Genomic DNA, 26,711 nt, shown 5'->3' with positions numbered 1-26,711 from the left:
AGCTGAATAAAATAAATGATTCCATACGGTAAACAACTAATAAGCCAAGCAGATATTGATAGTGTTGTAGCTGTTTTACAGTCTGACTGGCTGACTCAAGGGCCAAAAGTACCGGCTTTTGAAGCTGCTATTGCAAACTATTGTAATGCTCAATATGGTATTGCTGTTAATAGCGCGACTTCGGCACTACATATTGCATGCTTAGCATTAAATGTAAGCGAAGGTGACACTGTTTGGACGTCGCCAATTTCTTTTGTGGCCTCTGCCAATTGTGCGCTTTACTGTGGTGCTAAAGTAGACTTTGTAGATATAGACTTGGCAACTGGCAATATGTCTGTATCAGCCCTTACTGATAAGCTGATTAGCGCAAAACAAAATAATTGTTTACCTAAAGTCGTTATCCCTGTGCACTTGGCAGGCCAATCTTGTGATATGAAAGCCATTTATGATTTATCAAAGCAGTATGGTTTTAAAATCATTGAAGATGCATCACACGCTATTGGCGCGCAATATAATGGCAATAAAGTAGGTTGCTGTGAATTTTCAGATATAACCGTATTTAGTTTTCATCCGGTAAAAATAATTACCTCTGCTGAAGGCGGTATGGCGGTTACTAATAATCAACAGCTTGCAAAAAAACTACAGCGTTTAAGAAGTCATGGGATCACTAATGACCCTAACGAAATGACCGAGCCAAGCCATGGTCCCTGGTATTACCAGCAAATAGAGCTTGGCTTTAATTACCGAATGACAGAGCTACAAGCTGCACTTGGCCTCAGCCAACTTGATAAGCTTGATGAATTTGTTACTACCAGAAACGCATTCGCTATTTCATATTCTAATGCATTTGAAACTATGCCTCTTTCGCATTTAAAACAACTAACGCAGTGCTATTCAAGCTACCATTTATACGTAGTTAAACTTGCTGACGAACATAGTCACCTTCACAGGCATATTATTGAGCAATTGAGAAGTAAAGGCATTGTTAGTCACCTTCATTATATTCCAATACACACTCAACCTTTTTATAAGGCAATGGGGTTTAAAGACAGCGACTACCCCAACGCGATGAAATATTATAAAACAGCATTCACAATACCTTTGCATCCTCAACTAACAGAGCAAGAACAAAGCTATATTATTAATGAGGTTGGTAAGTTACTGTGAAGCTAGCACTTGGTACTGTTCAATTTGGTGTTGACTACGGAATAAGCAACACACTAGGCAAAACACACCACAAAGAAATAAAAAAAATACTCAACCTCGCTAAAAGCGAAAATATAACGACCATTGATACTGCATCAGCCTATGGTAATGCTGAAGCCGAACTAGGCCAGTGCTCACTGAGTCCATTCAATATAGTTAGTAAAATTCCACCTATACCTAACTTAAACAATGTTGATGATTTTATAACAAAAACGGTTAAACAGTCTCTTTGTGACTTAAATTGTGACGCTTTATATGGATTACTACTTCATCGCTTTGAAGACTTTAATCAATTCCCTGTTGCGCTTGATTGCTTAAAGCAATTAAAGGCAGATAACAAAGTAAAAAAGGTGGGTGTATCTTTATATTCACCAAATCAGCTTAACGATGATGTATTAACATTTGCAGATCTAATTCAGTTACCACTAAATATTCTTGATCAGCGCTTTGTTCTATCAAATTCATTAAAACAGCTAAAAGCTGCGAATGTAGAGATTCATACTCGTTCAGCCTTTCTGCAGGGGTTATTGCTGATGCATAGTGGCACGCATCCAGATTACTTTAAACCTATTACACCTTTATTGGAAAAGCTCACCAAGCTGAGTAACCACTTAAATATCTCTAAGTTATCGCTAGCATTAAACTATGTGGTTAGTATTAATGAAGTAGATAAAGTGGTTTTAGGCGTCAACAGCGAACAACAGCTTAACGAAATTTTAAGCAGCCTAACAACAAGCGTATCACACATAGATTTCTCTGAGTTTAGCCTAGTTGATGAGCAATTTATTAATCCTGCACGTTGGCAATTAAACCGATAACGATTGGTAGTGAGTATGTGTGCCTGTATATGTATTAATTAATTTAACCGTTTCAACGGGCCCAACGTTAAATAAGCAATCGATTACACTAAGATGAGAAATAAACTCCCCCTTAACTTGTGGGTATTTTGGATGGGTAAAGTTTTGATAAAAAACTTCAATATCATTTTTAACTAATGCCCCGCCTGGGGACTCTTTTTCAATGTAAGCTTGCGCGCCCACTGGTGACAAATAATTATTACATTCTAACTCATTACAAATAGATACTAGCCTAGCATCTTTAACACCAGACACGCCTTCAAGCTCTGAAGCAATAAATGTCGGAGTCGTTATATTCATATAGTCCATTAATGCTCTTATAATTTTAATATTCATTTGAGCCAAAAAAGTAATGCTTTCGTCTTTATAAATAGAATCTAAAAGTGGAAATAACGAACTAAAAAACGGTGCTTTTGCGTAGCTTTCAGCAATGCTTTTGAGGTGCTTTCTTCGCCAAGGATTTGCACTAACAAATTGAGTATTTTCAATTGTTGCTATCATCCTTCCTTTAGGGGTACTTACCGGACAAGTCAGCATTAGTTCTTGCCTCCCCGATTTAATTTTATTTCTAACGTGCCAATCACTTTTTTCAAGCTTTACATTGTCTAAAAATACAAATTTATCAGCGCTATTAATTAAGCTAAAATAACCTAACCAGGGTAAGTATGTGGGCTGCATTATGCTCAATAACATGTTGTTTCGCTTTTACTTAATTGCATTGTAAACTCATAAGGGTAACCACCTGGCTTAGTAACGTAATCATGCTTTAGGGAAACAAAAGGTGTCATTGTTGTTTTGCATAATTCGAATAACTCTAAGGGTGATACATAAAAAAGAGCTTCATTTTTAAATTCCACGAATGTCGATAACGCATTAAAAATAACCGACTGCTCACACTGCCTAATACTTTTTTGCAGGGTTAGCGTTAAAAAGTCCATATTATCAGTCATTTTATTATTAAACACGCCACTAATAAGCACATGGTCATAGCCTTGTGCTATCTCATCTTTATATATATCAAACACTTCAAACTGAGCTTTTGCATCAGAGCTAAACTTGGCACTAGCAACTTCTATAAATTCTGGCACAAAGTCGTAACCTAAATACTCACCGGTAAAGCCGTTTTTTCTTAGATACAAAAGCATATCACCCAAGCCACAGCCTAAATCAATAACTCGACTACTTGATGAAATCATATCCAGAAATATCGCAAACCTTACGTTTTGTGATTCTTTAGATACATGCTGTACTGATTTGTGGCTATCACCATACTCTTTATACAGAGACTGATAATATGACTTTAGAATATTACTTGTCTTGGTAGTCATTTATAAACATTACCATATTGGTTAATTGCTCTTGAGGTGTTTCTGGACGAACAAATAAATTTATAATTTGCTCATCAATCAATGACGCATTTGGATAATGCCCATTGGTTTGTAATTCACCTAACGATTTATAATGCTTAGTAAAAGTTATACCATTCTGTTTTGCTTTAGCTAAAAAGTGAGCTCTATTTTTTATGAGTAAAGGGTAGCGCCAATACGTTACGTCAGCATCAAAACTTACTTTTACAAAAAGCGAATTAATGATGTGTTTTTGCAGATAATCTACATTTTTTTTTCGAACTTGCATTTGCTTATTTAAATTTAAAAAGCGGTCATTTAATATTTCAAATTGTTTTGAGCCACTAAATTGAGCCATTTTATTATCATTTAAAAACCCCTTAGCACATTCGAATAAACGCTCAGAGTTAGTCAAAACAGCTCCGCCATATTGATTATCAATAGGTTTATCATAACCAAAACTCAAAATAGAAAGGTCGCCAAAGCTGCCTAATGGTTTGCCTTTATATGTACTACCATACGCTAAACACGCATCTTCTATTAATGTAATGTTGTTCTGTTTTGCAAAATTTGCTATTTCATCAATTTTACAATAATGCCCGTAACCATGAACGGCCACTATTACTGATACAGAATCATTAAAAACGGCCTCTATATTATTGACTTCCATAGATAAAGAGCACAATGAAACATCAGCCAGAATAACGTTGTACCCTGCCATTTGAATAGCAAACAAAACAATCGGGCAACAGCTTGCCGGCATTATTACTGAGCTCCCCTTTGGAGCCTGTGAGGCATTTAGTGCAGCTATAAGTGCAAAGCTGCCAGAGCTAGTCAATAATGCATGCCGACGGTCAAATTTAGTGGCAATAAAGCTCTGTAATTGAGTTAAACCCATAACCTCAAATCCTTACGATAACGAGATAAAGGAAAGCTCTCTGGCTGAGTAAGTATTTCTACTTTTTTGACACAGTGCTGTAAATCAGTTTCTAGTTGCTCAAAAGAAAAAAAGCGCCATAGAGAATAACGATGTATTAATGGAATCGTTTTTTCATATTCCAGATCACTTGAACTTTTTATATCATGCTCAAAGTGTTTATCTAGTATATCGCCAATCAAAATTACGCCACCGGGCCTGCATACTCGTATCATTTCTTTAATCACATCAAGTGCATATTGATAGCTTGGGAAATAATGAAAAATACTGTAACTCAGCACTCTTTCAAACTCATTGTCTGCAAACTGAAGATCACTGGCTTGTGATTGATAAAAGACGCCTTGAGGAAGCAATTTTTTTGCTTCATCGATCATTGCTTGAGAATAGTCAACACCTGCATACTGTGAGCATTTTTGTAATTTTGATAGTAGTAATCCGTTGCCACAGCCTACATCTAAAATACTATTTTCTTGCGCTGAGAGCATCAGTTTTTGCTCAACATCATCGCAAAGAGCCTGCCAAAGTGTATCGTCAAAGGGCCGCCCGACCTGTGCTTTAAAATCACTGTTAATACGAGCAATTTCATCCCACTCTGCTTGTTTAGAATTAAACTCACTCATTTGATACCTTTATGATTTCTTGTGCGAATTGCTCGGTTGAATCGAGAAAATATGATTTGAGCATTGCAGCTCTTTGCAATTTAATATCTGAATGTAAAAATCGCTCAATGTTTAATGTTAAGCTTTCAACCGTTGCATCTTCAGCAAGACCTAAGTCAAAGGTTAAATGTGCGCTGGCAAGTTCCAAAGTGTCTTTATGTTGTGCATGCGTTTGCGAGATAGCACAATTAGGTATAAGGCAAAAACCGGCTTCATATTTTGTAAGTCCCCCGCCATTAATAATCAAATCAGTTTGCTTGTAAACAGCAGACATATCATCAACAAACCCTAAAGCTTGGTAAATATTATTTTTTAAACTAATAGAAGGCATTTTTTCATCTAGTAGAATAATTTCTTTATTTACAAACAACTTATCTAAGGCGTAAACAACATGGGTAGCCACATCAAATCGATCATTACCGCCAATAAAAACCAAAATACTCTCAATACTATTTTTAAAATGAACCTGAAAGCGACTTTGCCTTAATGATAATAACTCTTGAGCAAATGAAAAGTAACGTACTCCTAACCTATGTTTGGCAGTTGAGCGACAAAACGCTTCAGCGTTAAATCTAAAATTCACAATAAGATCTATAAAGTCGTAATTGTATTGATCAAAGTCGTCAATGATACATAACTTCAATCCTATTTTTTTTAATTCAAATAATTGCTCAAAAGTAAACTGATAGCTATCAGCAAGTACCGTCATATGTGGTTCAAAAATAAAGCCACTGTCCGCTACAGTGAAACCAAAATTCTTTATACGCTGGGTAGAAAACTGATCAAAATCGCCAAAAAAAATAATATTACTACAAGGCTGCAATGCAAAGGTCGCTCTAGCAACATTCAGACACCTTGATAGATGCCCAAAGCCTGTTTTTGCAGTCCCACTACAATAAAAAATAAAATCAGCCAACAGTGCAATACTCTTTTAATTCTTTATGAGCAAGAGCAAGTACGTCAGATAACAACCAACAACGACCGCTAAACCTACCCGACACAATAATATTTTTAAATGAGTTCGTTAATGTTTCATAATTTAGCTGCGTTGTATTACAAAACTCATGCGTAGGTACAGGAAAAGTATTATCTATTTTTTGTACGCACCCACTTTTCATTTTTGTATCAGGCGATATCACCCCCATATTTTTAAGATCAATAATACCCTGCTCTAATGTGTATGTAGGATCTGCTTTATACCTTAAAACCTCTGCCGATACTTGATACTTGTCACTTTGTCTTAAATTATTGTACAGCGTAACCCTGAAAATATCCGAACATGGGTCCCAATTCCAAAGATAATGCGATTCTCGATTTAAAGGCTGCTTATCAAAGGTAAAATGTAAGATATTTGCAGTCCTAAATATAGGTTTATAATTTGCGATCGATAAATTAGCGGCCTTTAGTGCAAATACAGGCGGCGCACTCCAAAATAATAAATCACATTTAATACGTGAGCCATCGCTAAGGCTAAATGCGGTGACTAAATCATCTTGATATTCAATGTCTAAAACTTGGCTATTACAGCGAATTTCAACTCCCAAAGACTCTGCTTTTGCCTGCAATTGGTCAATCCAAACTTGCGCGCCTTTGGGATTGTTTGGGTAGTAATAATTTGGAAGGTTAGTACCTTGCGCTACAAGTAACGCTTCAAATTCAGCAGCGCTATGATAACCCAGCTTTTTATCAAACTCAGGATGTTGTTTTAACACGCGTGACAAAGATGCATTAAATGCTTTTATTCTTGTAGCACCAAAATAATTTATGCTGGTATTTTTAGCTAAATCAGTAAATGATACATCGCTGCCATAAAGCTTATTTATAACTGGTTTTGCAAGATATTGATAAAACACTACACCTAAAGTTTCGCACAAATATTGCTCAATATTATCGGCCTCAGACTCCGATGTGAGCGACATAAACTCACCGATGCCTTGTTTGTAAAGTGCTGAATCTAACTTTCTTGCATCAATAGTTTGCGTTTCTAAATCCCACTCACCTGCAAAGTAATTCCCTGTTTTGAGCTGTGTAAATGTATGCCAATTTTTAGAAAACTGAGGAAGATTGAATAATATCTCGTCTATTTCAGCAATCCCCGTGCTAGCTGGAATATGTGTGCCTTGATCGTAATAATTACCAGCATCGTCAGCGACCGAGTTAAGCAAGCCACCTAATGATTCAGACTGTTCAATTAATACAACGCGATCGTAATGTTTGCGCAATAAAATACTTGCCGTTATGCCGCAAATTCCACCACCGACCACTGCACATGTTCTCATAACTAGCCTCTTGACTCGTTTGTTAATGCAAAGCTAACCCTATCACCTAACTCTACATCACTTGTTAAACTTAACCCTAGTACATCGTCAAAATGCTTAGTATGTAAGCCAAAGCCAGGCCTAACAGATTTAATATCGTGTTTTGTAATAACGTGGCCTTTTTTTAAGTCTTTAGCAAAATAAAGTGAGCGCCTCGCTAACATATTCTTTTTAGCTGAATCAGTTATGTCATAGGTCACACCGCCTACTGCCTTTTCTGCATCTCTTACTGACTTAACGAGTAACGAAAATTCGTCTTTATCTAATGAGAAAAAGGCATCAACCGAGTCGTCAGATTTATCAATAATAAAGTGCTTTTCAATTATTTTGGCACCCAGCGTCACACTCACAATGGGTGAAATAATCCCTTGAGTATGATCCGACAAACCAGCAATACAATTAAATCGTTTAGCTATATCTGCAATAGTTGCTAAGTTGCATTCTTCTAATGGGGTTGGATAGGCTGTCGTACACTTTAATATTGCAATGCTGTCACAGCCATTATTACGCAATGTAGAAACCGCTAGTTCAATATCAGCTAACTCAGCAATTCCTGTAGAAAGAATTACAGGTTTGCCTGTTGCCGCAACATATTTCAAAAGAGGAATATCTGTTATTTCCGGCGAAGCTATTTTATATACCGGCGTATTTAATGATTCGAGTAAATCAACGGAAGATTCATCAAATGGAGAAGAGAATATATCAATTTCGCAACGTTTGGCCTCTTCAAACAACGCCTGATGCCATTCCCAAGGTGTAAACGCTTTTTGATAAAGTGAGTGCAAAGACACGTGTTCTTGCCAAGGATTGTCGCTAGGCAAACAAAAATCTGGCTTTGAACAATTTAGTGTAATTGTGTCTGCCGTGTACGTTTGTAGCTTTACAGCATCTGCCCCAGCCAACTTAGCTTCAGCGATTAATTTTTTCGCTTTATTAATGTCTCCACCATGATTAGCAGACATTTCAGCTATGATGTAGCACGGACTATTTTCATCGATTGTTTTATTGTTAATTTTCATAATAAGTCCAAAGCCAATTAATGTTGCTCATTTTGTAATGAAATAGCTAACCCTTCGTTACGAATAACTTGGCTATTAATCTGTTTAATGAGTGGATGAGCATCGAGTATGTTTTTTATACTTTGATAGTTAATGTTAACCGTATCGTTAGTAAAACGTGCTAATTCTTTAATAACCTGCCAATCTTCAGGTGTATCTAATGTAAACCGATAGCTGCTGTCATCTGTCGTGTTTTGAACTTCATAAATAGAAAATTGATTTAGTTTATTTTCGTAAAAATGTAACGTCACGTGTTCACGTTCAGACTCCCTGAGTTCGGCCGTGTTTAATGATGATAGCGAGCTCTTTGTGAAAACCTCACAATCAACGCCCTCAGCAAAATGCTCACTCAAATAAGCATAATCAACCTGTTTTTCAAAGTATGTGTGCAATAATAAATCACAAACGCCAGCATCAACAAAAGGTGAATCGCCTGTTATTCTTACAATATGCTCAGAGGGATACTTCTGGCTTGCTTGTTGAAAGCGCTCTAAAACATTTTCTTCTGAACCTCTAAACACGTCGATTTTATGGCGTTTGGCTAACTCAACCAACTCATCATTTTCTTTGTTAAAAGAAGTCAGAAGAACAATATTATCAATGTATCTTGATTGCTTTAAACGCATAACAATGTGCAGGATAACGGGGATCCCGTTTATTTCTTTTAACACCTTTCCTGGTAGTCTTGACGATCCCACTCTTGCTTGAATAAAGGCAGTAACGGACTTCATTAATTTAACCTTTGAAAGCCACTGTGGCATACCGGACCGTTAATTAGGCTTTCTATATCGACATTGCTGTCTAATGACTCCTGAAGAAAATAAAAAACCTCTCTCATTGCATCAATATATTTATCGCAAAGCTCATCAGTATGGGCTATCGAAAGGTAAATCACATTACTCGCTAAAAACCCTCTTCTAAGCATTTCTTGAGTAAATAGTGTTTTTAACGCCAATGCATGATCACCTGGAAATATAAATATAGGAACACTATCAATACCTATAATTTTTAGGTTAAAACCTGTTTGCGTGACCACTTCTTCAATGCGCGATTTTAGTCTTGCGCCAGTTTCATTTAAGCGTTTAGGAATATTATCTCTTTGAAATATTTCTAATGTTTTTAACGCTGCTGTAAAGCCAACCCGTTCGGTCCAATAAGAACTACTGATGAAGGATTGCTGCGCTGCATCCATCACTTCAGAACGACCTATTATAGCGCCTATTGGATGACCGTTACCCAACGCCTTTCCTAACACACAAATATCTGGCTCTATCGATGTTAAAAGGTGAGACGCCCCTGTGTTGAGTCTAAAACCAGAGGATATTTCATCAAAAATTACAACGATGTTATGTTCAACAGCTAAATCTTTCACAGCTTGTAAAAAGGCAACATCCGGCAAACCATGACGAAAAACTTCCATCATAACAACGCCAAGGTTATCACCGTGAGCATCTATGATTGCCTTAAAGCCATCAATATCACCTTCCTTAAATGGCACCACGGTATTTTGTAATTGCTTAGGAACACCAGCAGGCCTTAAACCAGGTAATAACTGCTCATCTAAATTTTCAGCGTCAGTTATATTTGTTGCTAAGTACCAATCATGCCAACCATGGTAGCCGCAAAAAGCAACAACATCTTTTTTACTATAGGCACGAGCAATTCGCACTGCTAACGCACACGATTCGCCACCAGTACGAGTAAAGCGGACAGCTCCCGCCCAAGGATGTATCTCAATAAGCTTTTCGGCTAACTCCACCTCTTCATGACAGTTCAAACTACTCATGCTTCCGTTAGAAATCGAACTTATCACCGCATCGTTAATTTCATCATTAGCATAACCTAAAGAACTAGTACCAATTCCCATAATAGAGAAATCATAGTAATGATTATCATCTAAATCCCAAACTTCACAGCCTTTAGACTTTTTATAATAGGCAGGCCATTGGTCGGGTAAAAACATTTCGGCACGCTTTGAAAGTAATTGATTCCCACCAGGAATAATTTTTTTGGCCTTTTGCCAAAGCTCTGCACCCGAATTGCTTTTTGATGACATGTTTTTTCCTTAGGAATAATAAGTTTAAATTATTTATTAACTATTATAATGAAATTTCGCTTACGCTCTAATAACTTATCGGCAATTTAAAAAAAAGACTTAGGAAGAATAGATATTTTTTATAGAAGTGATTTTTTCATAAACAAACCATGGTCAGTTTGTTCGCTAATTTCAAAGCCCAATTTTTTATAAGCAGAAATTGCAGGTGTATTACCTTTATCAACACCAAGTATTATTGTTTCGGTATGAAAGTGTTTTGCCAAGTAATCTGCACTTATAGAAATAACCTCAGCTGCAACACCTTTACCACGCCACTGAGCCTCACCTAACAAAATCCCCATTGTTGCGGTTTTATTAACTAAATCTATAGGTTCATACTTTATATTGCCGATGTGTTCACCATCAGTAAAAATGCCCAACAAAATAGCTGCTGGGTCATTATTTTTAGCTTTAATATAGTTCTTCAACTCGTCTAAAGATGACGATTTATAACTAATAAACTCTTTAGCTTTACTATCGTCAAACCAGCTTAGGTAGCGATATGTTGCATCAGCCTCTGTTAAGAGTGAAAGAACAAATCGTTTACTCTTAATCTGCATATTGACTAGCTCACCGAAGGCTTTGAGTAATCGAAGCTGTAATCACTTAACTCATTCCAACGGTCTCTGTATTGCTGTGGAGCATCAGCAATAAAATCTCGCCAAAGTGTTTTAGCTTTTTCATAGTAAGGGACTATCGTTGTCTCATCACCAAAGTTATAAAGTAGCGAAATAAGTACTGAGGTAACGTAAAGCGACTCACCTTCAAGTAGCAGATAAAGATGTGTGTATCTTGGATGGTTTTTAAATGAGAACAAATACCTTAAGCTCTCAAGTAACTGCTCTAAAGCTTCGGTTCGATTTAAAATTGGACCATCAAGTATCTCAACCATAGTGTTACATAGCTGCTCAAACTCATCAAAATCTAAATAGTCTGTCAAACACACGTTTTTATCTACTGCAGAAAATGGCTGAGTTTTTATATGTTCAATAACTTCATTTTTAGAAAAACTAAATTCTTCTAGTAAAATATCATCCGATCTCAAGGGCATACTGCCCTTAACGGCAGCGCCATCACTGCAATTAAAACAATTTATCCCTGCATCGAGCTTAGACTCTAAAAAACGTTCCATTTGCACTTTACCAGTATGCATAAAGTGATCAGTAATTATATCTCCGCCAAAATTACCAGGCACAATGAGTTCGCCACCCATCTTTAAGGGCGCATGTATCGTTTCCCCCTCACCCGAGTAATAATAGCTGCCTTTTGAATGATGGTGATTGGGATCTTTATAACCGTTATCGGCTCCGAAAAGGTAGATATTTTTAAACTCCATACTACCAAAAAAGCTCAGCGCGGTATTACCAACCAAGGGGTTACTAAACCCTATTGTTGATGTGATCCTGCCATTATTTAAAAACTCAGATATATGAAATAAAGAGGTGCCCGCTTCGTTACTTTTCAATGCTACTCCGCACCAGCCGAATAAATCTAAAACTTTGGGGTACATTACATTGAGAACGAGCAAGTTTATTTTCTGGCGTGTATGCTCAGGAATGAATGCAGTTAAAAAGTCTTCAGTTGCTTTTGTCCTTTCCAGTGCGACATGAAAATCTGGTGTTATGCCTTGCTTGAGCAATGCTGTCGTCGCAGAGTTACAAGCAACAATAATGACTTTATCTTGTAACTTTTTAATCGTATCGATGTCATTATCTAATGACGGGCCATTAGCGACGATAAAAATAGGGAAATGATTGTAAGTTTCTGAAATCTTTTTTGCTGGTTGTAGTAAATTTATAGGTTTTAAAGAGTTATCCACTGAATGAGCAACACTTAATAGTGCATCATCAAAAAAGCCCCACCCCATAAAAAATTGATGATAATTACCTTTAAACTCATTAATTAATTTATTTACAGCTTCAGAGGGGTAATGTTGAAAAAAAAGTGCACTTGCAACACTAAACGCACCAATTTCTCCAGCTCTTAAATGCAAAGCTTCATACATTTCTTGCTCAGGAACACCGATCGAAAAGTATAAATAACTTCCAGCTTCATCTACTTTATTAAGGAAGCTAGCCCAATCAAATGTAAACAAACTTGCAAAAAAATAATCTTCATTGGGTTCAAAAATACTTATATAAGCTGCATTAAAAGAACCGAACATATTATCTAAATGATAACCTAAGCCAACACCAAATATTATTGCACTAGGTATAAATTCAGCAACGGATTTTGTTGGAGTAAGGGCTTGTTGAGTTTCATTGTATATAGCGCCAATTTCAGCCATTAAATCAATATGGATAAAACCCGTCTCATTTTTTAAAAACTCTAATTGGCTATGGTCAACTTTACCCATAATCGGGTTTTCAAGCATACTTTTTATTTGTTCGCTAGACTGCTTATGAGGATCCTCGCTATAAATAGGCACCCCAGTGTCGTAGTCAATAAAGTTGGCTGAGCCATTTGAATTCAGAAATAAGTTAAATTTGCTACTTGGCTGATGTGAACTAAATTTCTCGGCAATATCAGGAAAATACTTTTTAAACGCTAGAATATTATTGTCAAAAGTAATATTGGCTTTATCTACAAAAGCATCTTCGTTTTGTTGTTTTTGAGAAATTGAATTGAGAGCCTCTTCAATCTCATTTATTGACTCTTGAGCACTTTGCAGATTATTTTTAGACATTTTGATATTTCTTAATATTCTTTTGATTTTTATTAAACTGAGTAATATTTTTAAAGGACTGTTTTTTTAAATCGTCGACTTTATTCAATACACTTTGATGCCTTGCGGCGACTGATAGAAAATAAGTAGCATTTTCATGTAGGGATAATTGATCGGTCGCTTTTATTTCGTCAAGTAGCTTGCGGTCTAAATTGAGGGCCTTTTCTAGGTTTGGCTCATCAATCGCAGCTTCAAGCTGCGATATCAAAGATTCCATTTTATCCAACATTTGCATCGATACCGTTTTCAGATAACGTCTGCTCTCTTACATCATGTGGAATTGCATCCCACGCTGATTTTATTTCTTTTAATAGGTTCGATACTTCAGTAATTATTTCTGGGTCGTTTTTTATACTCGCATCCAGTAAACGCTCATCCATATATGTATAAAGTGAATAAAGATTTGTTGACACATCACCACCAGCGTCAAAATCTAAACAACCGCGTAATGCATTGATTATTGCTGATGCTTTTGAGATATGCTCACTCTTTGCCTCAAAGTGCTTTTTATCAATCGCCACTTTCGCTAAAACCATTTTCTCAACTGCACCAGCCATTAGCATTTGAATAATTTCATACCTGTCAGCCCCTGCGACTCGCGTTTTTAAGGCTTCTTTTTGATAATTCTTTACTTTAGCGTTGTACATAATTCACCTGTATATTTTATTGCTAAATCAATTCTTTATGGTTAACTATCTGAACGGGTAAACCCTGGAAGACTTGCCAGTTGTGCACTTAAGTAGGTTTGTGTTGACTGCATTTGCGCAAGCAGTACATCTAACCCTGCATATTGTTCTCGTAGCCTAGCTTCCAAAGACTCCATTCTGAATTGATGATTTTCAACATCATCTTCTAATTCAGAAATTTGTCCATTTAAACTGTCCTCTCGCTGCTTCATTATGCCGTTTGTGTCGACATAATTATTTAGCAGCTCCTCAAACTTTGAGGCTATACCATTTTCACCTGCAAAAGCCTTGCCAATATCATCAAAATTATTATCTAACGCGTCATTTAAGCTTCTGACTAAAGTCGACTTCTCTAAGTAACCTTCTTTATCAACTCCAAGCCCAATATCAAAAATACTCTCAAAGGGGCCCGCATCTGTTAAGCTTGTTGATAAAGCATTCACTAATTGCGAACTAAGAGAGCGAATAGTCGAGTCACTATTTAAAGGTTTACCTATGCGTGACTGAAACCCTAGTTGACCTATAACATTATTATAATTTGTAATTAATTCATCAACTAACGTTGTTGCGCTTTCTCGGTCAAAATCGACTGAAAGTTTGGCAGTCTCATTGTCAACACTTTCACGTTTTGCTGTTATCGTCATATCTTGTACAGCATCTTTAAAGGTGTTTGTGTCGTTTGTTATGGTAATACCATCAACTTTAATAATTGCATCTTTTGCGGTGTTTTCTGCTGCTATTCCAATGCCGCCTGCACCACCAGCATTTGCTACAGTGGATACGTTATCAAGTTCAGCATTGTCGTTTGTAATAACAAGATCATTTCCAGTGCCTGTCACAGTTGAAGTCAAAACAAGCTTCGCTTCACTCCCTGTGTTGATAATATTAGCCGTAACACCAAAATTACTATCAGAGTCATTTATCGCATCGCGTAAATCTGAAAGAGTAGCACCGGCGTCTAGGGTTAAATCGAAAGTCTTATCCGGGCCTGCTGAAAATGATAGTGTACCGCCTGAAGCACTCACAACATCTTCATTAGTAGCAAACAATCCATCCTCAGATAGTGCTCGGCTACCTTGAGCTATTGCAACTACTTCTATTTTAAAATCACCTGGTGTGATATCAGAGGTAGGTGTAACAGAGATCAAATCTCCGTCATCACTTGTTGGCTGGGTTATATTAGCAACTCGTTTATTGAAGTTATCTGGGTCTGCTAATTTTTCAATTGTATCTTGTAACTGCGATAAAGCAGATTTAACTTCACCTATCGCTGATAACTCGACTTGAAGCGCCTCATCCTTCGCTGCAAAGGCATTCATTTTAGGTACATTTTCAGCATCAACTGACGCCGAAATTATACTTTCCAAATCGAGACCTGAACCAATACCCGCAGATGTAATAAGAGGCATAATATAATCCTAAATAGCTGTCAATGGCTAAACTGTTTTATTAAACAGTAAACCTTTATTAGTTAATTTATCGGCAAATTCGTCTAAAGCTTTAGCTATTTCCCTGAACTCTTCGGTAGGAATTTCTCTAATTACTTCATCGTTGCTTTTATCAAGCACTTTAATGATAGGAAGATCTCCACCATCATCAAACTCAAATTTTAAGTTAGTTGATGTTACTGGGATATACTCATTTAGCTTCTCTAGATTGTCTTTTACTTCGACAAACAATTCTTTATCTTCTTTACCTTCTTGCTCTTCTTGATCTTTAAGATTTTGAGCATTCTTCAAATCAACAGCTTCTCTTGCTGTTAAAGCTGTACCCTTTTCAAGCTTTTCTTCTTTTACCGCGTCTTTAGTAATAGATGTATTTACAACACTGAGTCCATCTATCGTTTTTTGTGTAGAGTTTAAATCAATCATCTCGGCTACCCTCGAAACATATATTAAGACTATAAGCCACATTTGGACTATTTGCTTAGTCTAAAGTGGCTCATAGTTCAAATCAATTAGCCTAAAAGCGATAACGCTGCTTGTGGACGCTGATTTGCTTGGCTTAAGATTGTTTGGCTAGCCTGTTGTAAGATCTGCATCTTAGTTAAGTTAGCTGTTTCTTGTGCGAAATCCGTATCTTGGATACGTGATTTTGCAGCCGATAAGTTTTCTGAGATATTTGACTGATTTCGGATAGTTGATTGGAAACGGTTTTGAACAGCACCTAACTCCGCACGTTTTTTATCAACTACAGCAATCATTGAGTCCATACCTGCTAAAACAAACTGTGCATTACCCTGTGTTGATACGCTAATTGTTTCGGCTCTGAACTTTGTATCAAAGTCATCTGTAGCGCCAACTGCCGCACCAGAAACATCAGAAACACCAGCAGCTAATGTAGTAAGGCCTTTACCAGTTAAGTTACTTGCAACACCTGCAATTCCTGATAATGTGAATCCACCATTTGCAGAAATAGAATTAGGACCACTTGCCGTAGTACCCACATCTTGCATACTAAAACCTATAGTTTGCACAGCGTCGGCACCAACTTGGAATTTAGCATCATAGCTACCATCTAGTAAGTTTTGACCACCAAATGTTGTGTCTTCTGCAACACGGTTAACTTCTGACGATAATGAACGAATTTCTTCTTGAATCGCTAAACGGTCTTCGTCTGTATTTGAACCGTTAGATGCTTGTTGAGCCAATGTACGAATACGTTGGAACATTGATGTTACTTCATCAAGCGCACCTTCAGCTGTTTGTGCAAGTGAAATACCATCGTTTGCATTTCGGTTACCTTGATTTAAACCATTCACTTGTGATGATAAACGGTTTGAAATCTGCATACCTGCAGCATCGTCTTTTGCACTGTTAATACGCATACCTGACGATAGACGTTGGAATGAAGTATCCAATGCGTTACTTGATTTGCTTAATTGTCTTTGTGCGTTCAAAGAACTCACATTACTATTTACGTATAAAGCCATGATAGCCTCCGCTTCAAAGTTCGATAGACAATAACGGGATACCCCTACCCTGTTATTATCCGTGATTTAGAGTCCTGGATTTTTAGTCCTCTAAATCATATATCGTCCATTGAAGCGAAAGCTTTAGCTTTATTTGTATTTAATTTCTACTAGCTGTGATCTTATTAACCCTGAAGTAGGCTAAGTGCGGCCTGTGGACGCTGATTAGCTTGCCCTAAAATAGTTTGACTTGCTTGCTGTAAAATCTGATTTTTAGTTAGATTAGCCGTTTCCATTGCAAAATCAGCATCTTTAATACGCGATTTAGCAGCAGATAAATTTTCAGAAATATTCGCTTGGTTACGGATTGTTGATTGGAAGCGGTTTTGTACCGCACCTAATTCTGCACGCTTTTTATCAACTACAGCAATCATTGCATCCATACCTGCAAATACTTGCTGTGCATTAGCCTGAGTAGATACACTAATTTCTGCAGCAACCATACTTGTGAAACTAGCAGTTGCAGCTGTAATACTACCGCTACCAATTTCGCTTATTCCGGCCGCAAAAGTAGACATACTTTTTCCTGCCACTGCAGATGCAATCCCTGCAATACCTGACATTGTAAAACCACCATTTGCAGAAATTGTATTAGCACTACCACCTACATCCTGCATGCTAAACCCGATTGTTTGAACCGCATCAGCACCAATTTGAAAGCTTGCAGAATAGGTACCGTCAAGTAGATTTTGACCACCAAAAGTAGTATCGGTAGCAATACGATTTACTTCATCAGATAATTGACGGATTTCTTCTTGGATAGCTAATCGGTCTTCATCTGTATTAGAGCCGTTTGACGCCTGTTGAGCAAGCGTTCGAATACGTTGAAAAGTAGAGGTAATTTCATCCATTGCACCTTCAGCAGTTTGCGCTAAAGAAATACCATCGTTCGCATTTCGGTTACCTTGGTTAAGGCCTAATATTTGCGACTGTAAACGATCTGAAATTTGCAAACCCGCAGCATCATCTGCTGCGCTGTTTATACGAAGACCTGACGATAAGCGCTTAAATGACGTATCTAAGTCACCACCGCTTCTCTCAAGCTGCCTTTGCGCATTAATCGCACTTACATTGGTATTTACATATAAAGCCATAATAAACTCTCTTATTATCTGTCAAAGTTAGGTCACTCTCTCATTCAAAGAAAGTGGGAATTTGACAAAGTGACTAGATATGTAGGCGGTATACTCTGCCTAGGGGCAACTATCTGCCACTTTGTAAGTTAAAATAAACTTACAAAGACAAAAGCAAACATTAGGCCAACTTTATATTAAAGACTGAAAACCTGTTGTACTTAGCTCTTATTTAAAATTGGGCAGTTTAAAGGCTGTAATAGTATAATAAAGGAATAAGGCCCGTTTAGGGCCTTATGATTTGATAAGTTTGAGAGTGGGTGACTGACATAAACTAATGGCATAGTTTATGCTAGTACATATGTGTTCTACAAATGTTAGAACAATTTGGATTAAGGCCTCCGCTGGCAAAATCCTATAGCGCCTTTGTTAATACCCCATTAAGCAGAGGCGCTTTCATTTCTTCTTCGCCAATAAATTGACTAATCTAATTGTAAAGCTTTATTAACCTAGTAGGCTAAGTGCAGCCTGTGGACGCTGGTTAGCTTGTCCCAAAATTGTTTGGCTTGCTTGTTGTAAAATCTGCATCTTAGTTAAGTTTGCCGTTTCTGCTGCGAAGTCTGTATCTTTAATACGTGAGCGCGCAGCTGATAAGTTTTCAGAAATATTTGATTGGTTACGAATTGTTGATTGGAAACGGTTCTGAACCGCACCAAGCTCTGCACGTTTTTTATCAACAACAGCAATTAATGAATCCATACCTGCTAAAACAAATTGTGCATTACCTTGAGTAGATACACTGATTGTTTCAGCTCTAAATTTAGTATCAAAGTCATCCGTGCCCGCCACGGCTGCACCAGAAATATCAGAAACACCTGCGGCTAAAGTTGTTAAACCTTTACCCGTTAAGTTACTAGCAACACCTGCAATACCTGATAATGTAAAACCACCGTTTGCAGAAATTGTGTTTGGACCACTAGCCGTAGTGCCTACATCTTTCATGCTGAAGCCGATAGTTTGTACCGCATCAGCACCAACTTGAAAACTTGCTTTGTAAGAACCATCAAGAAGGTTTTGACCGCCGAAAGTTGTATCTTCAGCAACACGGTTAACTTCTGATGATAATGAACGAATCTCTTCTTGAATTGCAAGACGATCTTCATCAGTGTTTGAACCATTAGATGCTTGTTGTGCAAGTGTACGAATACGTTGGAACATTGATGTTACTTCATCAAGTGCACCCTCAGCCGTTTGAGCTAGAGAGATACCGTCATTCGCGTTACGATTACCTTGGTTTAGACCATTTACTTGTGATGTAAGACGGTCAGAAATTTGTAGGCCAGCCGCATCATCTTTTGCGCTATTGATACGCATACCTGATGATAAACGTTGGAATGATGTATCAAGTGCATTACCTGAGTTGTTTAACTGTCTTTGTGCGTTTAACGCACTAACATTTGTATTTACATATAAAGCCATGATGTCTCTCCTAAAGTAAACTTATCATTTACTCTCAAACTTACTAGATTAAGCAGTGGTTGTAATTTCAACGCTGTGCTTGGTTAATTAAGTTATCGGTCTAGAAAAAAAATCCTTTAGCTTTTTTTTAAAAAAATCAAATTTATTTTTTAACTAATTGAATTTATTTAATTAAAATAAAAAAATTTAAAGTCATCGCTAAATAAAAACATCATTGTAAATGTTCTTAAAGTGCTTTTATTGGTGAGGTAAGTAATTTATTTAAAGGAAGTATTTATTCAAAGCGAAGAGTTTTACAGAGTAAGGCAAAGTATTGCCTTACTCTGAGTTTAATTATAAGTAATCAAACAACGAAAGGTTTGCTAAACGGCCAAAGGTTGCCTGTGATGCCTGAAGTGCTGTTTCTTGTTTGGTTAACTCAGTTATTGCTTCTGTTATATCTATATCAACCAAGTCAGATCGTGCTGATTTGTTATTAATATCTAAATCTGTATTTGATTGCAGTACTTTTTCTGCTGTATTGATTCGTCCACCCAGTCCAGCTTGAGTTAGAGACACATTATTTTTTGCGTTCGAGATTTGAACAAGCGAGTCAGCAATGACTTGCTCAAATTCTTCTTCAGTTAAAGCAGGGTTAGTCAGGCCCGCTATTAGCTCACTCATAGAGTTAAGCACATTTTCTTTTTTAGGCGCTTCAAGCGTAATATCAATTTGGCCTGTCGCAACTGGCGTAACACTTATCTCCATACCTGCAAACTTAATAACAGAGTCGTTGATGTTACCGGTTGCTAGTATTGTCCCTGCTTGCTCTATTTGATAAGTATTAGGTGATCCCGCCGTTGTGATCACATTTAGTGTATTAGCACCTGCGGCAGCCGATGGATCTGGGTTATAGTTCTGTTTATGGAACGTATCAAATTGACCTTGTTCCGTTACATACACCTTAGAACTTGTAATACCGCCTGATACAACTCCATCATTAGAAACAACATCTAAACGCGCATCCACTTTTTCAAAGGCATCAAACCCATTATCACTTGATTTAATATCAACCCCTTCAGCTATCTTAATCATATGCTGACCTTGGTCGCCGCCGTAAACATATAAACCGGTGGATGAATCGAGCGAGTAAGTCTGTGTATTATCCTGATAACCAGAAAAAATGTATTTCCCGTCTTCAGTTTTAGAGTTCATTAAATCAAGTACTGTACTTTGAAGCGCCTTAATTTCTTCGGCAAGCCCCTCTCTGTCAGCTGCACTATAAACACCATTTCCTGATTGAATGGTCAACGTATGCGCTCTCTCTAATGCGCTTTTGATGTTTTCAAGTGCACCTTCTTCTATATTCAAGCGGCTATTAAGCATGGTTATATTTTTACTGTACTGCTCATTACTCTGTATTCTATCGGTATATTGAAGTGCGCGGGAAGCCGCTGCAGGATCATCCGACGCCGTTAACACACGCTTTTGAGTATTAACTTGCTCTTGAGCCTTACTAACATTTTGTTGATTGTTCAAAATTGAATTTAAACTACTTTGGTACATCAAATTGTTTGATAAGCGCATAATTACCTCGCAGCACTTAATATAGTGTCAAAAACAGTACGAGCAGTTGCAAGTACCTGTGCAGAAGCCGCATAAGACTGTTGAAAACGTAATAAATTAGCAGCCTCTTCATCAAGGTTTACGCCAGAAAGCGATTCATACCAGGCTTCAGATTGCTGAGCAAGCGCTTCAAATGCTTCCCCATTCGTTTTTGCTTGGTTAGTTACCACGCCTATATCGCTTACTAATCCTGCATAAGCTTGGTTAAATGTTTTGTGGTTGTCTGAATTTGCACCGCTAACAACATTTTGACGCACTAATTCACCTTGCTGTAACCCCGCTAACTTTTGACCATTACGGTTATCATCAAAGCCACCTTGGTTAAACTCAAGTGTGAATGTATCGCCAGTTTCAGGGCTGCCTTCAATATCAAAGTCAAAACCATATAGTTCAAAGCCATTACCTGCCTGTTGTAACATGTCTTTTGCTGGCAAAGTTGCTGTAAAAGTACTGGTATTTACACCATCACTTATTGTGTATTCATTTAGATTAGCGGTTTTAACAACACTAATAGGTCCATTTGTAAGACCTGCCGGTGACGTTGTAAAGCTACCAGTAGTAACATCACTTACCTCACCAACCGTAATGGTGGCATTTCCTATATTGTTAATGTCGTTTGCTGTTCTTATTGGTGCTGCAAGCGCTAAATCTTCACCACGAGTGGTTGCTAAAGACATATTTGCCGCCGACTCAGAGTTAAGCTTTATTTGAAACTGATCACCTGCATTAGCAGCGCCCGCTACATTAATTTCTAAACCAAACGATTCGCCACTCGTGATTGTAGATGAATCAATGACGCCAGCGGTTATATTTGCTGTCGATGCTGTGCCTAGCGGCTCACCTTTATTATCTATTGGCTGAATTTCGACCGTTGAAGCACTGGTATAAGTGATTATAAAGTCACTTGCAGGCAATTCACTGCCCTTACCAGCTTCAAGGGTTGCAGTCATACTTGAACTACCCGTATTAGCCGTATAAGCATAGCCACCAACCGTAGGAATATTAAAAATATTCCCCCCGAGCTCTCCGTTAACGTCCATACCCAGCTTGTTTTGTTCATTAAAAGAATCGGCTATTGCTAAACCCATTTGGCCAATTTGATTTTGAGCAGGGACTAGCACATCGTCTCTAAATGCCAGTAATCCACCAATTTTTCCCTTTAATTTAGATACATCAACTTCAAGCGGCACTGCCTTGCCCCCATTAACATCTAACCTAAGTTCTTTAAAGTTTGGATCAGGATCGCCACGCATAGAAAACAAATTAAACGAGCCATTTTGCATTACAACCGCTTCACCGGTGCCCATAAATACAAGTTTTTCACCATTTGGGCCATCCAGTGTTTCTATATCAATAAGTTCTGATAAATCACGGATTGCCTTATCGCGTTCATTATAAGTAGAACTTGCATCAGCCTGGTTATTAGTGCCGTTAACAGCAGCAATATCTTGATTTAATGTACCAATTTTTTGAATTAAGCCATTTGCCTCTTCTGTAAATACGTCTAGCTGTTCATTTACAATATTTTTCTGATCGAAAACAATGCCTGAGAGTCTGTCCATTTGATTCACTAAGTTTTCAGCATCCGTCATTACCAGCGAGCGAGCAACGGTAGACGAAGGCTGATTTAACGACTCCTGAACATTATTAAACAATGAATTTATACTAGTAGATAAACTATTAGAATCTTCTGAAAACAAACTATCAACGCGGTTTGACTCTGTAACAAATTGATCAAAAAACGTTTTATTAGAGGTATCTCTGTTGAGTTGCTCTTGGGCAAACTGGTTTAACAAGCGATAGGTTTCTCCTTTCCCTACCTGGTTATCGACCATAGTTGTATGCTCTGTGCGCTCTCGCACATAGCCTTCGGTATTTACATTCGCTATATTTTTACTTGTCGTTTGCAGTAGCTCCGAATTTGCTCTAACCCCAGAACTGGCAATGTTTAATAAGTTAAACGACATTTACTTTACTCCTTGGCGAATAACACTGGCTGCAACATCTTTTAATTGAGCACTGTTAAGCACTTTTTTTATTTTACTCGCGTAATTAGGATCCGTTGCGTAGCCGGCTTTTTGTAATGAATCTAAAAACTCGCTTGGCTTAGCTGTATTTTGTAATGCTTCTTGGTAGCGTGGGTTTTGGGTTAAAAAATCAACAAAGTCGTTTACGCTCTCTTTTATTGAGTCATAAGCTCTAAAGCTTGCTTGTTTTTTAACAGGCGTTCCTTGTTCAAACTCTAGGGTTACTTTACTTGCTTTTTCGCCATCCCAGCTTTTATCTGATTTGATATTGAATAAGTTATTTGAACTGTTACCGTCGCTTTTATTAATAATGTGCTTACCCCAACCTGTTTCAAGTGCGGCTTGTGCAACCATAACAGCAGGGTTTAAACCAATTTTTTGTGCTGCTGTTTTAGCGTGTTCCCATACTGTAGTTACAAATTCTTCAGTACTTTCGAATGGCGCTGAAGGAACTTCAGGCACTTTAGAATCGGTTTTATCGTTTTGAACATTAACAGAAGCTTTTTCTTCATTTTGGGTATGAGGAAGCGAAGAGCCCGCACGCATATCACTTAAAAAGTCATTGGTTGTTCTCAATACAGAACCCGGCATAAAAGTTTTGCCGTCTGGCGATAACTGCTGAACAATTAAATCAGCAAGGCCTAAAGACCCATTTGATGAAAGCTCAGTAGATAACTGTTGATCATGCATGTCTTCAAAAAACTTAACGCTACTTGAGTTAAGTGGGCTTTCTTTATCTTCAAACGCTTCGTTAGCTTTACGCATACTTTTAAGTAGCATTTGGGTAAAAATAGCTTCAAATTGCGCAGCTGCTTTTTTAAGAGCGGCTTTAGATGCATCGGTTGATGCATCACCACCGCTTAAGGCTTCTTTACGAAGTGAATCTAAATTGCCTAAATCAAAAAAGTTTTGTTTGTCTAGATGATTAGTTTCCATCAGCTTTTTGACACAATAATGAATAATACAAATTAAAATGCAAAAATTAAGCCAGATTGAAAATGTGGATTAGGGAGAGAAAGAAAGCTTTAGCAAAGGCTTTGCTAAAGCTTAATAAATATTAAATAACAACAAGTTGGCCGTTTATTGCTCCGGCTTCTTTAAGGGCCTCTAAAATAGCCATTAAATCGCCAGGCGCTGCGCCTACCTCGTTTATAGCACGAACTAAATCGTCTAAACTAACACCCGGGTTAAACACAAACGCACGCGAGTCGTCTTCATTTACATCTATAATTGATTGCTGCGTTACAACGGTTTCGCCCTCAGCTAATGCATTAGGTTGAGTCACATTTTGTTGCTCTGAAATGGTTACAGTTAACCCGCCATGTGTTATTGCTGCAGGCTGTAACTTAACATTTTTACCAATCACAATGGTGCCTGTACGCGAGTTAACAATAATTTTTGCAGACATATCTGCAGGTTTAAATTCAAGATTTTCAAGCGTTGATAAATAAGACACACGTTGAGAAGCATCTCGAGGGGCAATCACACGAACAGACACAGAATCAATTGCTTTTGCACTGTTAGGGCCGACTAAATCGTTAATTGTTTTTTCAAGGCGCTTTGCCGTTGTAAAATCAGGGCGGTTTAAGTTAAACGTAATAAAATCGCCTTGCATAAACGGACTTTTAACTTCACGCTCTACTGTTGCGCCATTTGGAATACGGCCAACTGTTGGGGTATTAATAACAACCCGACTGCCGTCAGCGCCTTGGGCACCTAAGCCCCCCACTATTAAACTACCCTGAGCTACGGCATATACATTGCCATCAGCCCCTTTTAAAAACGTTTGTAATAACGTACCACCGCGCAAGCTACCCGCACTACCAATAGATGAAACGGTTATATCAATTGTTTGTCCTGGCTTTCTAAATGCGGGTAATTCAGCATGTACAGCAACGGCAGCAACGTTTTTAATCTTAGGGCTTAAATTTGCAGGTAGCGAAATACCAAAATTGCTTAACATGCCTTTAAAACTTTGCTGAGTAAAACGGCTCTGCTCACCCGTGCCGGGTAAACCCACTACTAAGCCATAACCTACCAACTGGTTCGATCTAACCCCTTCAACCATAGAAATATCTTTAATACGCTCAGCATGTGCCGAAAATTGGCAACCTATTAGCGTGATTAAACAAAATAACTTTAATACATTCATAATGAATGCCCTCTAAAAAGGAAAAATCGAGCTACTGAAAAAGCGTGTTAACCAACCTGCACTTTGCGCTTCTTGTGTTTGCCCTTTACCAGAGTACTGAATACGCGCATTGGCTATTCGGTTTGACTCAACTGTGTTATCAGAACTCACATCTTGCGGGCGTACTAAACCTTCCAAACGAATAAATTCTTCACCAGTGTTTAACGTTAACCACTTTTCGCCACGAATAACTAAGTTACCATTAGGTAAAACACGCATAACATTAACCGAAATATTGCCAAATAAGCTGTTTGATTGATTTGATTTAGAATCCCCCGTAAAAGAGGCGTCACTACCAATACCAAACTGAATACTATCGCCACCTATATTCACAGGGAGGCCACCAAGCCCTATGACAGGGTCTAGGCTTGCATCAGATTGCTTATCGGTTTCGGTTTTAGCTGCTTTAGTAGCTTGAGTAGACTCTTGTAAATTTACAGTAATAATGTCGCCAGTACGCAGTGCTTTTCTATCTGCGTATAAGTCGTTTGACACATTAGTATTAAATAACGAACCTGTTGCAACTACGGGTTCCATACTTGGTTCAGGATACATTGGCGCATAATAGGGGTCATCTTGAACAACATCACTATTTTGTGTTGAAACACAGCCACTTAAAAATAATGTACCTACCGCAAATAACATATAATGACGCATAATTCCCCCTACACCTTATAATTGCTGATTGATGTAACTCATCATCTCGTCAACAGCCGAGATGACTTTAGAGTTCATTTCGTAAATACGCTGCGTTTCAATTAGGTTAACCAGCTCTTCAGTTACATTTACGTTTGATGTTTCAAGTGAGCCCTGAATAATTGTGCCTAAGCCTTCTACACCCGGGTTACCTTGCACAGGCGCGCCACTTACTGCCGTTTCGGTATAAAGATTTTGCCCTACAGGCTCAAGGCCCGATGGATTAATAAAATCGCTAATTGTAAGCTGGCCAATCACAACATTATCGGCTTGACCTGAAATACGAACAGATACCTCACCATCTTGTGAAATAGTAATTGATTGCGCATCATCGGGAACATTCATTTCTGGTTGCACTACATAACCAGAACCAGACGTGACAATTCGACCATCGCCATCGGTAGTAAACTGCCCATTACGCGAATAAGCAATATTGCCATCGGGTTGTAATACTTCAAAAAAACCAGGCCCTGAGATCATCCAATCCAATGAATTCTCAGTGGTTAGCATATTACCCTGAGAAAAGTTTTTTTGGTTAGCCACTACTTTTGCACCAGCACCTAACATTAAACCAGACGGCATTTCAGTGTCTTGCGACGATCGCCCACCTGGCTGGTTAATATTTTGATAAAGTAAATCTTCAAAAATAGCGCGGCTTTTTTTATAACCTACCGTACTGGCATTCGCTAAATTGTTTGATATAACCGAAATATCGGTTTGCTGAGCGTCTAGCCCCGTTTTACTGATCCACAATGCTGGATTCATAATCGTGTCCTCATTTA

General features: G+C 37.9%; 26 protein-coding genes. 2 read left to right on the top strand and 24 right to left on the bottom strand.

All coding sequences use genetic code 11. The annotated features are described in order from the left end of the window. The first annotated feature begins 15 nt into the window (after positions 1 to 15). Both pseC and AC27JL_RS02825 read left to right on the top strand, forming a co-directional pair. Positions 16 to 1,167: a UDP-4-amino-4,6-dideoxy-N-acetyl-beta-L-altrosamine transaminase gene (gene pseC / locus AC27JL_RS02830; RefSeq protein WP_305470952.1), complete on the top strand. Its 1,152-nt coding sequence runs from the start codon at positions 16 to 18 to the stop codon at positions 1,165 to 1,167. Then, positions 1,164 to 2,024, top strand: a complete 861-nt coding sequence (locus AC27JL_RS02825) for an aldo/keto reductase (RefSeq protein ID WP_487194757.1) — start codon at positions 1,164 to 1,166, stop codon at positions 2,022 to 2,024. The genes pseC and AC27JL_RS02825 overlap by 4 nt, the downstream gene beginning before the upstream one ends. Here the strand turns inward: AC27JL_RS02825 and AC27JL_RS02820 are convergent. The 24 genes from AC27JL_RS02820 to flgG all read right to left on the bottom strand — a co-directional run bounded on the left by AC27JL_RS02820 (position 2,013) and on the right by flgG (position 26,694). Further along, on the bottom strand, positions 2,013 to 2,741 hold the full coding sequence (locus AC27JL_RS02820; RefSeq protein ID WP_487194756.1) for a WbqC family protein: 729 nt from the start codon (positions 2,739 to 2,741) through the stop codon (positions 2,013 to 2,015). The genes AC27JL_RS02825 and AC27JL_RS02820 overlap by 12 nt on opposite strands. Before the next feature lie 5 nt (positions 2,742 to 2,746). Further along, positions 2,747 to 3,391 (bottom strand): class I SAM-dependent methyltransferase, encoded by a 645-nt coding sequence (locus AC27JL_RS02815; RefSeq protein ID WP_487194755.1) that lies wholly within the window; start codon positions 3,389 to 3,391, stop codon positions 2,747 to 2,749. Next, positions 3,372 to 4,307, bottom strand: coding sequence for a DegT/DnrJ/EryC1/StrS family aminotransferase (locus AC27JL_RS02810; protein WP_487194754.1), 936 nt, complete (start codon positions 4,305 to 4,307; stop codon positions 3,372 to 3,374). Before AC27JL_RS02810 ends, AC27JL_RS02815 begins: the two co-directional genes overlap by 20 nt. After that, the gene (locus AC27JL_RS02805; protein WP_375277562.1) at positions 4,298 to 4,966 is read right to left on the bottom strand and encodes a class I SAM-dependent methyltransferase; all 669 of its coding nucleotides are present in this window, start codon (positions 4,964 to 4,966) and stop codon (positions 4,298 to 4,300) included. The genes AC27JL_RS02810 and AC27JL_RS02805 overlap by 10 nt, the downstream gene beginning before the upstream one ends. Then, a complete protein-coding gene (locus AC27JL_RS02800; protein WP_487194753.1) occupies positions 4,959 to 5,921 on the bottom strand; it encodes a glycosyl transferase in 963 nt (320 codons plus the stop codon). Before AC27JL_RS02800 ends, AC27JL_RS02805 begins: the two co-directional genes overlap by 8 nt. Further along, on the bottom strand, positions 5,914 to 7,284 hold the full coding sequence (locus AC27JL_RS02795; RefSeq protein ID WP_006792721.1) for an FAD-dependent oxidoreductase: 1,371 nt from the start codon (positions 7,282 to 7,284) through the stop codon (positions 5,914 to 5,916). The genes AC27JL_RS02800 and AC27JL_RS02795 overlap by 8 nt, the downstream gene beginning before the upstream one ends. 2 nt (positions 7,285 to 7,286) lie before the next feature. Beyond that, positions 7,287 to 8,342, bottom strand: a complete 1,056-nt coding sequence (pseI, locus tag AC27JL_RS02790) for a pseudaminic acid synthase (protein WP_487194752.1) — start codon at positions 8,340 to 8,342, stop codon at positions 7,287 to 7,289. Between the two features lie 17 nt (positions 8,343 to 8,359). Continuing rightward, entirely contained in the window at positions 8,360 to 9,112 is a 753-nt protein-coding gene (locus tag AC27JL_RS02785; RefSeq protein ID WP_487194751.1) for a cytidylyltransferase domain-containing protein, read from the bottom strand. Continuing rightward, positions 9,112 to 10,437: an aminotransferase class III-fold pyridoxal phosphate-dependent enzyme gene (locus AC27JL_RS02780; RefSeq protein ID WP_487194750.1), complete on the bottom strand. Its 1,326-nt coding sequence runs from the start codon at positions 10,435 to 10,437 to the stop codon at positions 9,112 to 9,114. The genes AC27JL_RS02785 and AC27JL_RS02780 overlap by 1 nt, the downstream gene beginning before the upstream one ends. A gap of 119 nt (positions 10,438 to 10,556) precedes the next feature. Then, on the bottom strand, positions 10,557 to 11,036 hold the full coding sequence (locus AC27JL_RS02775; protein WP_006792717.1) for a GNAT family N-acetyltransferase: 480 nt from the start codon (positions 11,034 to 11,036) through the stop codon (positions 10,557 to 10,559). 5 nt (positions 11,037 to 11,041) lie between these two features. Further along, entirely contained in the window at positions 11,042 to 13,162 is a 2,121-nt protein-coding gene (locus AC27JL_RS02770) for a motility associated factor glycosyltransferase family protein (RefSeq protein WP_487194749.1), read from the bottom strand. Further along, positions 13,155 to 13,418 carry a hypothetical protein gene (locus AC27JL_RS02765; RefSeq protein WP_238530323.1) on the bottom strand — a complete coding sequence of 88 codons (264 nt, stop codon included), beginning with the start codon at positions 13,416 to 13,418 and terminating at the stop codon, positions 13,155 to 13,157. Before AC27JL_RS02765 ends, AC27JL_RS02770 begins: the two co-directional genes overlap by 8 nt. Position 13,419: 1 nt before the next feature. Next, positions 13,420 to 13,848 (bottom strand): flagellar export chaperone FliS, encoded by a 429-nt coding sequence (fliS, locus tag AC27JL_RS02760; protein ID WP_487194748.1) that lies wholly within the window; start codon positions 13,846 to 13,848, stop codon positions 13,420 to 13,422. Positions 13,849 to 13,889: 41 nt separating this feature from the next. Beyond that, positions 13,890 to 15,296 carry a flagellar filament capping protein FliD gene (gene fliD / locus AC27JL_RS02755; RefSeq protein ID WP_006792713.1) on the bottom strand — a complete coding sequence of 469 codons (1,407 nt, stop codon included), beginning with the start codon at positions 15,294 to 15,296 and terminating at the stop codon, positions 13,890 to 13,892. A 27-nt stretch (positions 15,297 to 15,323) separates the two neighbouring features. After that, positions 15,324 to 15,758 carry a flagellar protein FlaG gene (locus AC27JL_RS02750; protein ID WP_006792712.1) on the bottom strand — a complete coding sequence of 145 codons (435 nt, stop codon included), beginning with the start codon at positions 15,756 to 15,758 and terminating at the stop codon, positions 15,324 to 15,326. An 86-nt stretch (positions 15,759 to 15,844) separates the two neighbouring features. Next, positions 15,845 to 16,819 (bottom strand): flagellin N-terminal helical domain-containing protein, encoded by a 975-nt coding sequence (locus tag AC27JL_RS02745; RefSeq protein ID WP_006792711.1) that lies wholly within the window; start codon positions 16,817 to 16,819, stop codon positions 15,845 to 15,847. Positions 16,820 to 16,983: 164 nt separating this feature from the next. After that, a complete protein-coding gene (locus tag AC27JL_RS02740) occupies positions 16,984 to 17,952 on the bottom strand; it encodes a flagellin N-terminal helical domain-containing protein (protein WP_010555890.1) in 969 nt (322 codons plus the stop codon). 483 nt (positions 17,953 to 18,435) lie between these two features. Further along, the gene (locus tag AC27JL_RS02735; protein ID WP_006792709.1) at positions 18,436 to 19,410 is read right to left on the bottom strand and encodes a flagellin N-terminal helical domain-containing protein; all 975 of its coding nucleotides are present in this window, start codon (positions 19,408 to 19,410) and stop codon (positions 18,436 to 18,438) included. Positions 19,411 to 19,743: 333 nt separating this feature from the next. Next, entirely contained in the window at positions 19,744 to 20,976 is a 1,233-nt protein-coding gene (gene flgL, locus AC27JL_RS02730; RefSeq protein ID WP_006792708.1) for a flagellar hook-associated protein FlgL, read from the bottom strand. A 2-nt stretch (positions 20,977 to 20,978) separates the two neighbouring features. After that, positions 20,979 to 22,982, bottom strand: coding sequence for a flagellar hook-associated protein FlgK (gene flgK / locus AC27JL_RS02725; protein WP_487194746.1), 2,004 nt, complete (start codon positions 22,980 to 22,982; stop codon positions 20,979 to 20,981). Continuing rightward, the gene (gene flgJ, locus AC27JL_RS02720; protein ID WP_487194745.1) at positions 22,983 to 23,978 is read right to left on the bottom strand and encodes a flagellar assembly peptidoglycan hydrolase FlgJ; all 996 of its coding nucleotides are present in this window, start codon (positions 23,976 to 23,978) and stop codon (positions 22,983 to 22,985) included. 121 nt (positions 23,979 to 24,099) lie between these two features. Further along, positions 24,100 to 25,194: a flagellar basal body P-ring protein FlgI gene (locus AC27JL_RS02715; protein WP_487194744.1), complete on the bottom strand. Its 1,095-nt coding sequence runs from the start codon at positions 25,192 to 25,194 to the stop codon at positions 24,100 to 24,102. A 12-nt stretch (positions 25,195 to 25,206) separates the two neighbouring features. Further along, on the bottom strand, positions 25,207 to 25,890 hold the full coding sequence (gene flgH / locus AC27JL_RS02710; RefSeq protein WP_006792704.1) for a flagellar basal body L-ring protein FlgH: 684 nt from the start codon (positions 25,888 to 25,890) through the stop codon (positions 25,207 to 25,209). 15 nt (positions 25,891 to 25,905) lie between these two features. After that, positions 25,906 to 26,694 (bottom strand): flagellar basal-body rod protein FlgG, encoded by a 789-nt coding sequence (gene flgG / locus AC27JL_RS02705; protein ID WP_006792703.1) that lies wholly within the window; start codon positions 26,692 to 26,694, stop codon positions 25,906 to 25,908. Between the last annotated feature and the right edge of the window lie 17 nt (positions 26,695 to 26,711).

The organism is Pseudoalteromonas sp. 4NS20-0020 (genome assembly GCF_057554385.1).
Note: the sequence above shows the minus strand (reverse complement) of the source record. Positions and strands in the feature narration are given on the sequence as shown.

Coding starts and splice junctions, on each gene's coding strand:
- AC27JL_RS02740 (WP_010555890.1), bottom strand. CDS start 17,952: ATGGCTTTATATGTAAATACCAATGTAAGTGCGATTAATGCGCAAAGG.
- AC27JL_RS02815 (WP_487194755.1), bottom strand. CDS start 3,391: ATGACTACCAAGACAAGTAATATTCTAAAGTCATATTATCAGTCTCTG.
- pseI (WP_487194752.1), bottom strand. CDS start 8,342: ATGAAAATTAACAATAAAACAATCGATGAAAATAGTCCGTGCTACATC.
- AC27JL_RS02715 (WP_487194744.1), bottom strand. CDS start 25,194: ATGAATGTATTAAAGTTATTTTGTTTAATCACGCTAATAGGTTGCCAA.
- AC27JL_RS02770 (WP_487194749.1), bottom strand. CDS start 13,162: ATGTCTAAAAATAATCTGCAAAGTGCTCAAGAGTCAATAAATGAGATT.
- flgK (WP_487194746.1), bottom strand. CDS start 22,982: ATGTCGTTTAACTTATTAAACATTGCCAGTTCTGGGGTTAGAGCAAAT.
- flgL (WP_006792708.1), bottom strand. CDS start 20,976: ATGCGCTTATCAAACAATTTGATGTACCAAAGTAGTTTAAATTCAATT.
- flgH (WP_006792704.1), bottom strand. CDS start 25,890: ATGCGTCATTATATGTTATTTGCGGTAGGTACATTATTTTTAAGTGGC.
- AC27JL_RS02785 (WP_487194751.1), bottom strand. CDS start 9,112: ATGAAGTCCGTTACTGCCTTTATTCAAGCAAGAGTGGGATCGTCAAGA.
- flgG (WP_006792703.1), bottom strand. CDS start 26,694: ATGAATCCAGCATTGTGGATCAGTAAAACGGGGCTAGACGCTCAGCAA.
- AC27JL_RS02750 (WP_006792712.1), bottom strand. CDS start 15,758: ATGATTGATTTAAACTCTACACAAAAAACGATAGATGGACTCAGTGTT.
- AC27JL_RS02745 (WP_006792711.1), bottom strand. CDS start 16,819: ATGGCTTTATACGTAAATAGTAATGTGAGTTCTTTGAACGCACAAAGA.
- AC27JL_RS02805 (WP_375277562.1), bottom strand. CDS start 4,966: ATGAGTGAGTTTAATTCTAAACAAGCAGAGTGGGATGAAATTGCTCGT.
- AC27JL_RS02810 (WP_487194754.1), bottom strand. CDS start 4,307: ATGGGTTTAACTCAATTACAGAGCTTTATTGCCACTAAATTTGACCGT.
- fliD (WP_006792713.1), bottom strand. CDS start 15,296: ATGCCTCTTATTACATCTGCGGGTATTGGTTCAGGTCTCGATTTGGAA.
- fliS (WP_487194748.1), bottom strand. CDS start 13,848: ATGTACAACGCTAAAGTAAAGAATTATCAAAAAGAAGCCTTAAAAACG.
- AC27JL_RS02820 (WP_487194756.1), bottom strand. CDS start 2,741: ATGCAGCCCACATACTTACCCTGGTTAGGTTATTTTAGCTTAATTAAT.
- AC27JL_RS02735 (WP_006792709.1), bottom strand. CDS start 19,410: ATGGCTTTATATGTAAATACAAATGTTAGTGCGTTAAACGCACAAAGA.
- AC27JL_RS02775 (WP_006792717.1), bottom strand. CDS start 11,036: ATGCAGATTAAGAGTAAACGATTTGTTCTTTCACTCTTAACAGAGGCT.
- flgJ (WP_487194745.1), bottom strand. CDS start 23,978: ATGGAAACTAATCATCTAGACAAACAAAACTTTTTTGATTTAGGCAAT.
- AC27JL_RS02765 (WP_238530323.1), bottom strand. CDS start 13,418: ATGGAATCTTTGATATCGCAGCTTGAAGCTGCGATTGATGAGCCAAAC.
- AC27JL_RS02795 (WP_006792721.1), bottom strand. CDS start 7,284: ATGAGAACATGTGCAGTGGTCGGTGGTGGAATTTGCGGCATAACGGCA.
- pseC (WP_305470952.1), top strand. CDS start 16: ATGATTCCATACGGTAAACAACTAATAAGCCAAGCAGATATTGATAGT.
- AC27JL_RS02780 (WP_487194750.1), bottom strand. CDS start 10,437: ATGTCATCAAAAAGCAATTCGGGTGCAGAGCTTTGGCAAAAGGCCAAA.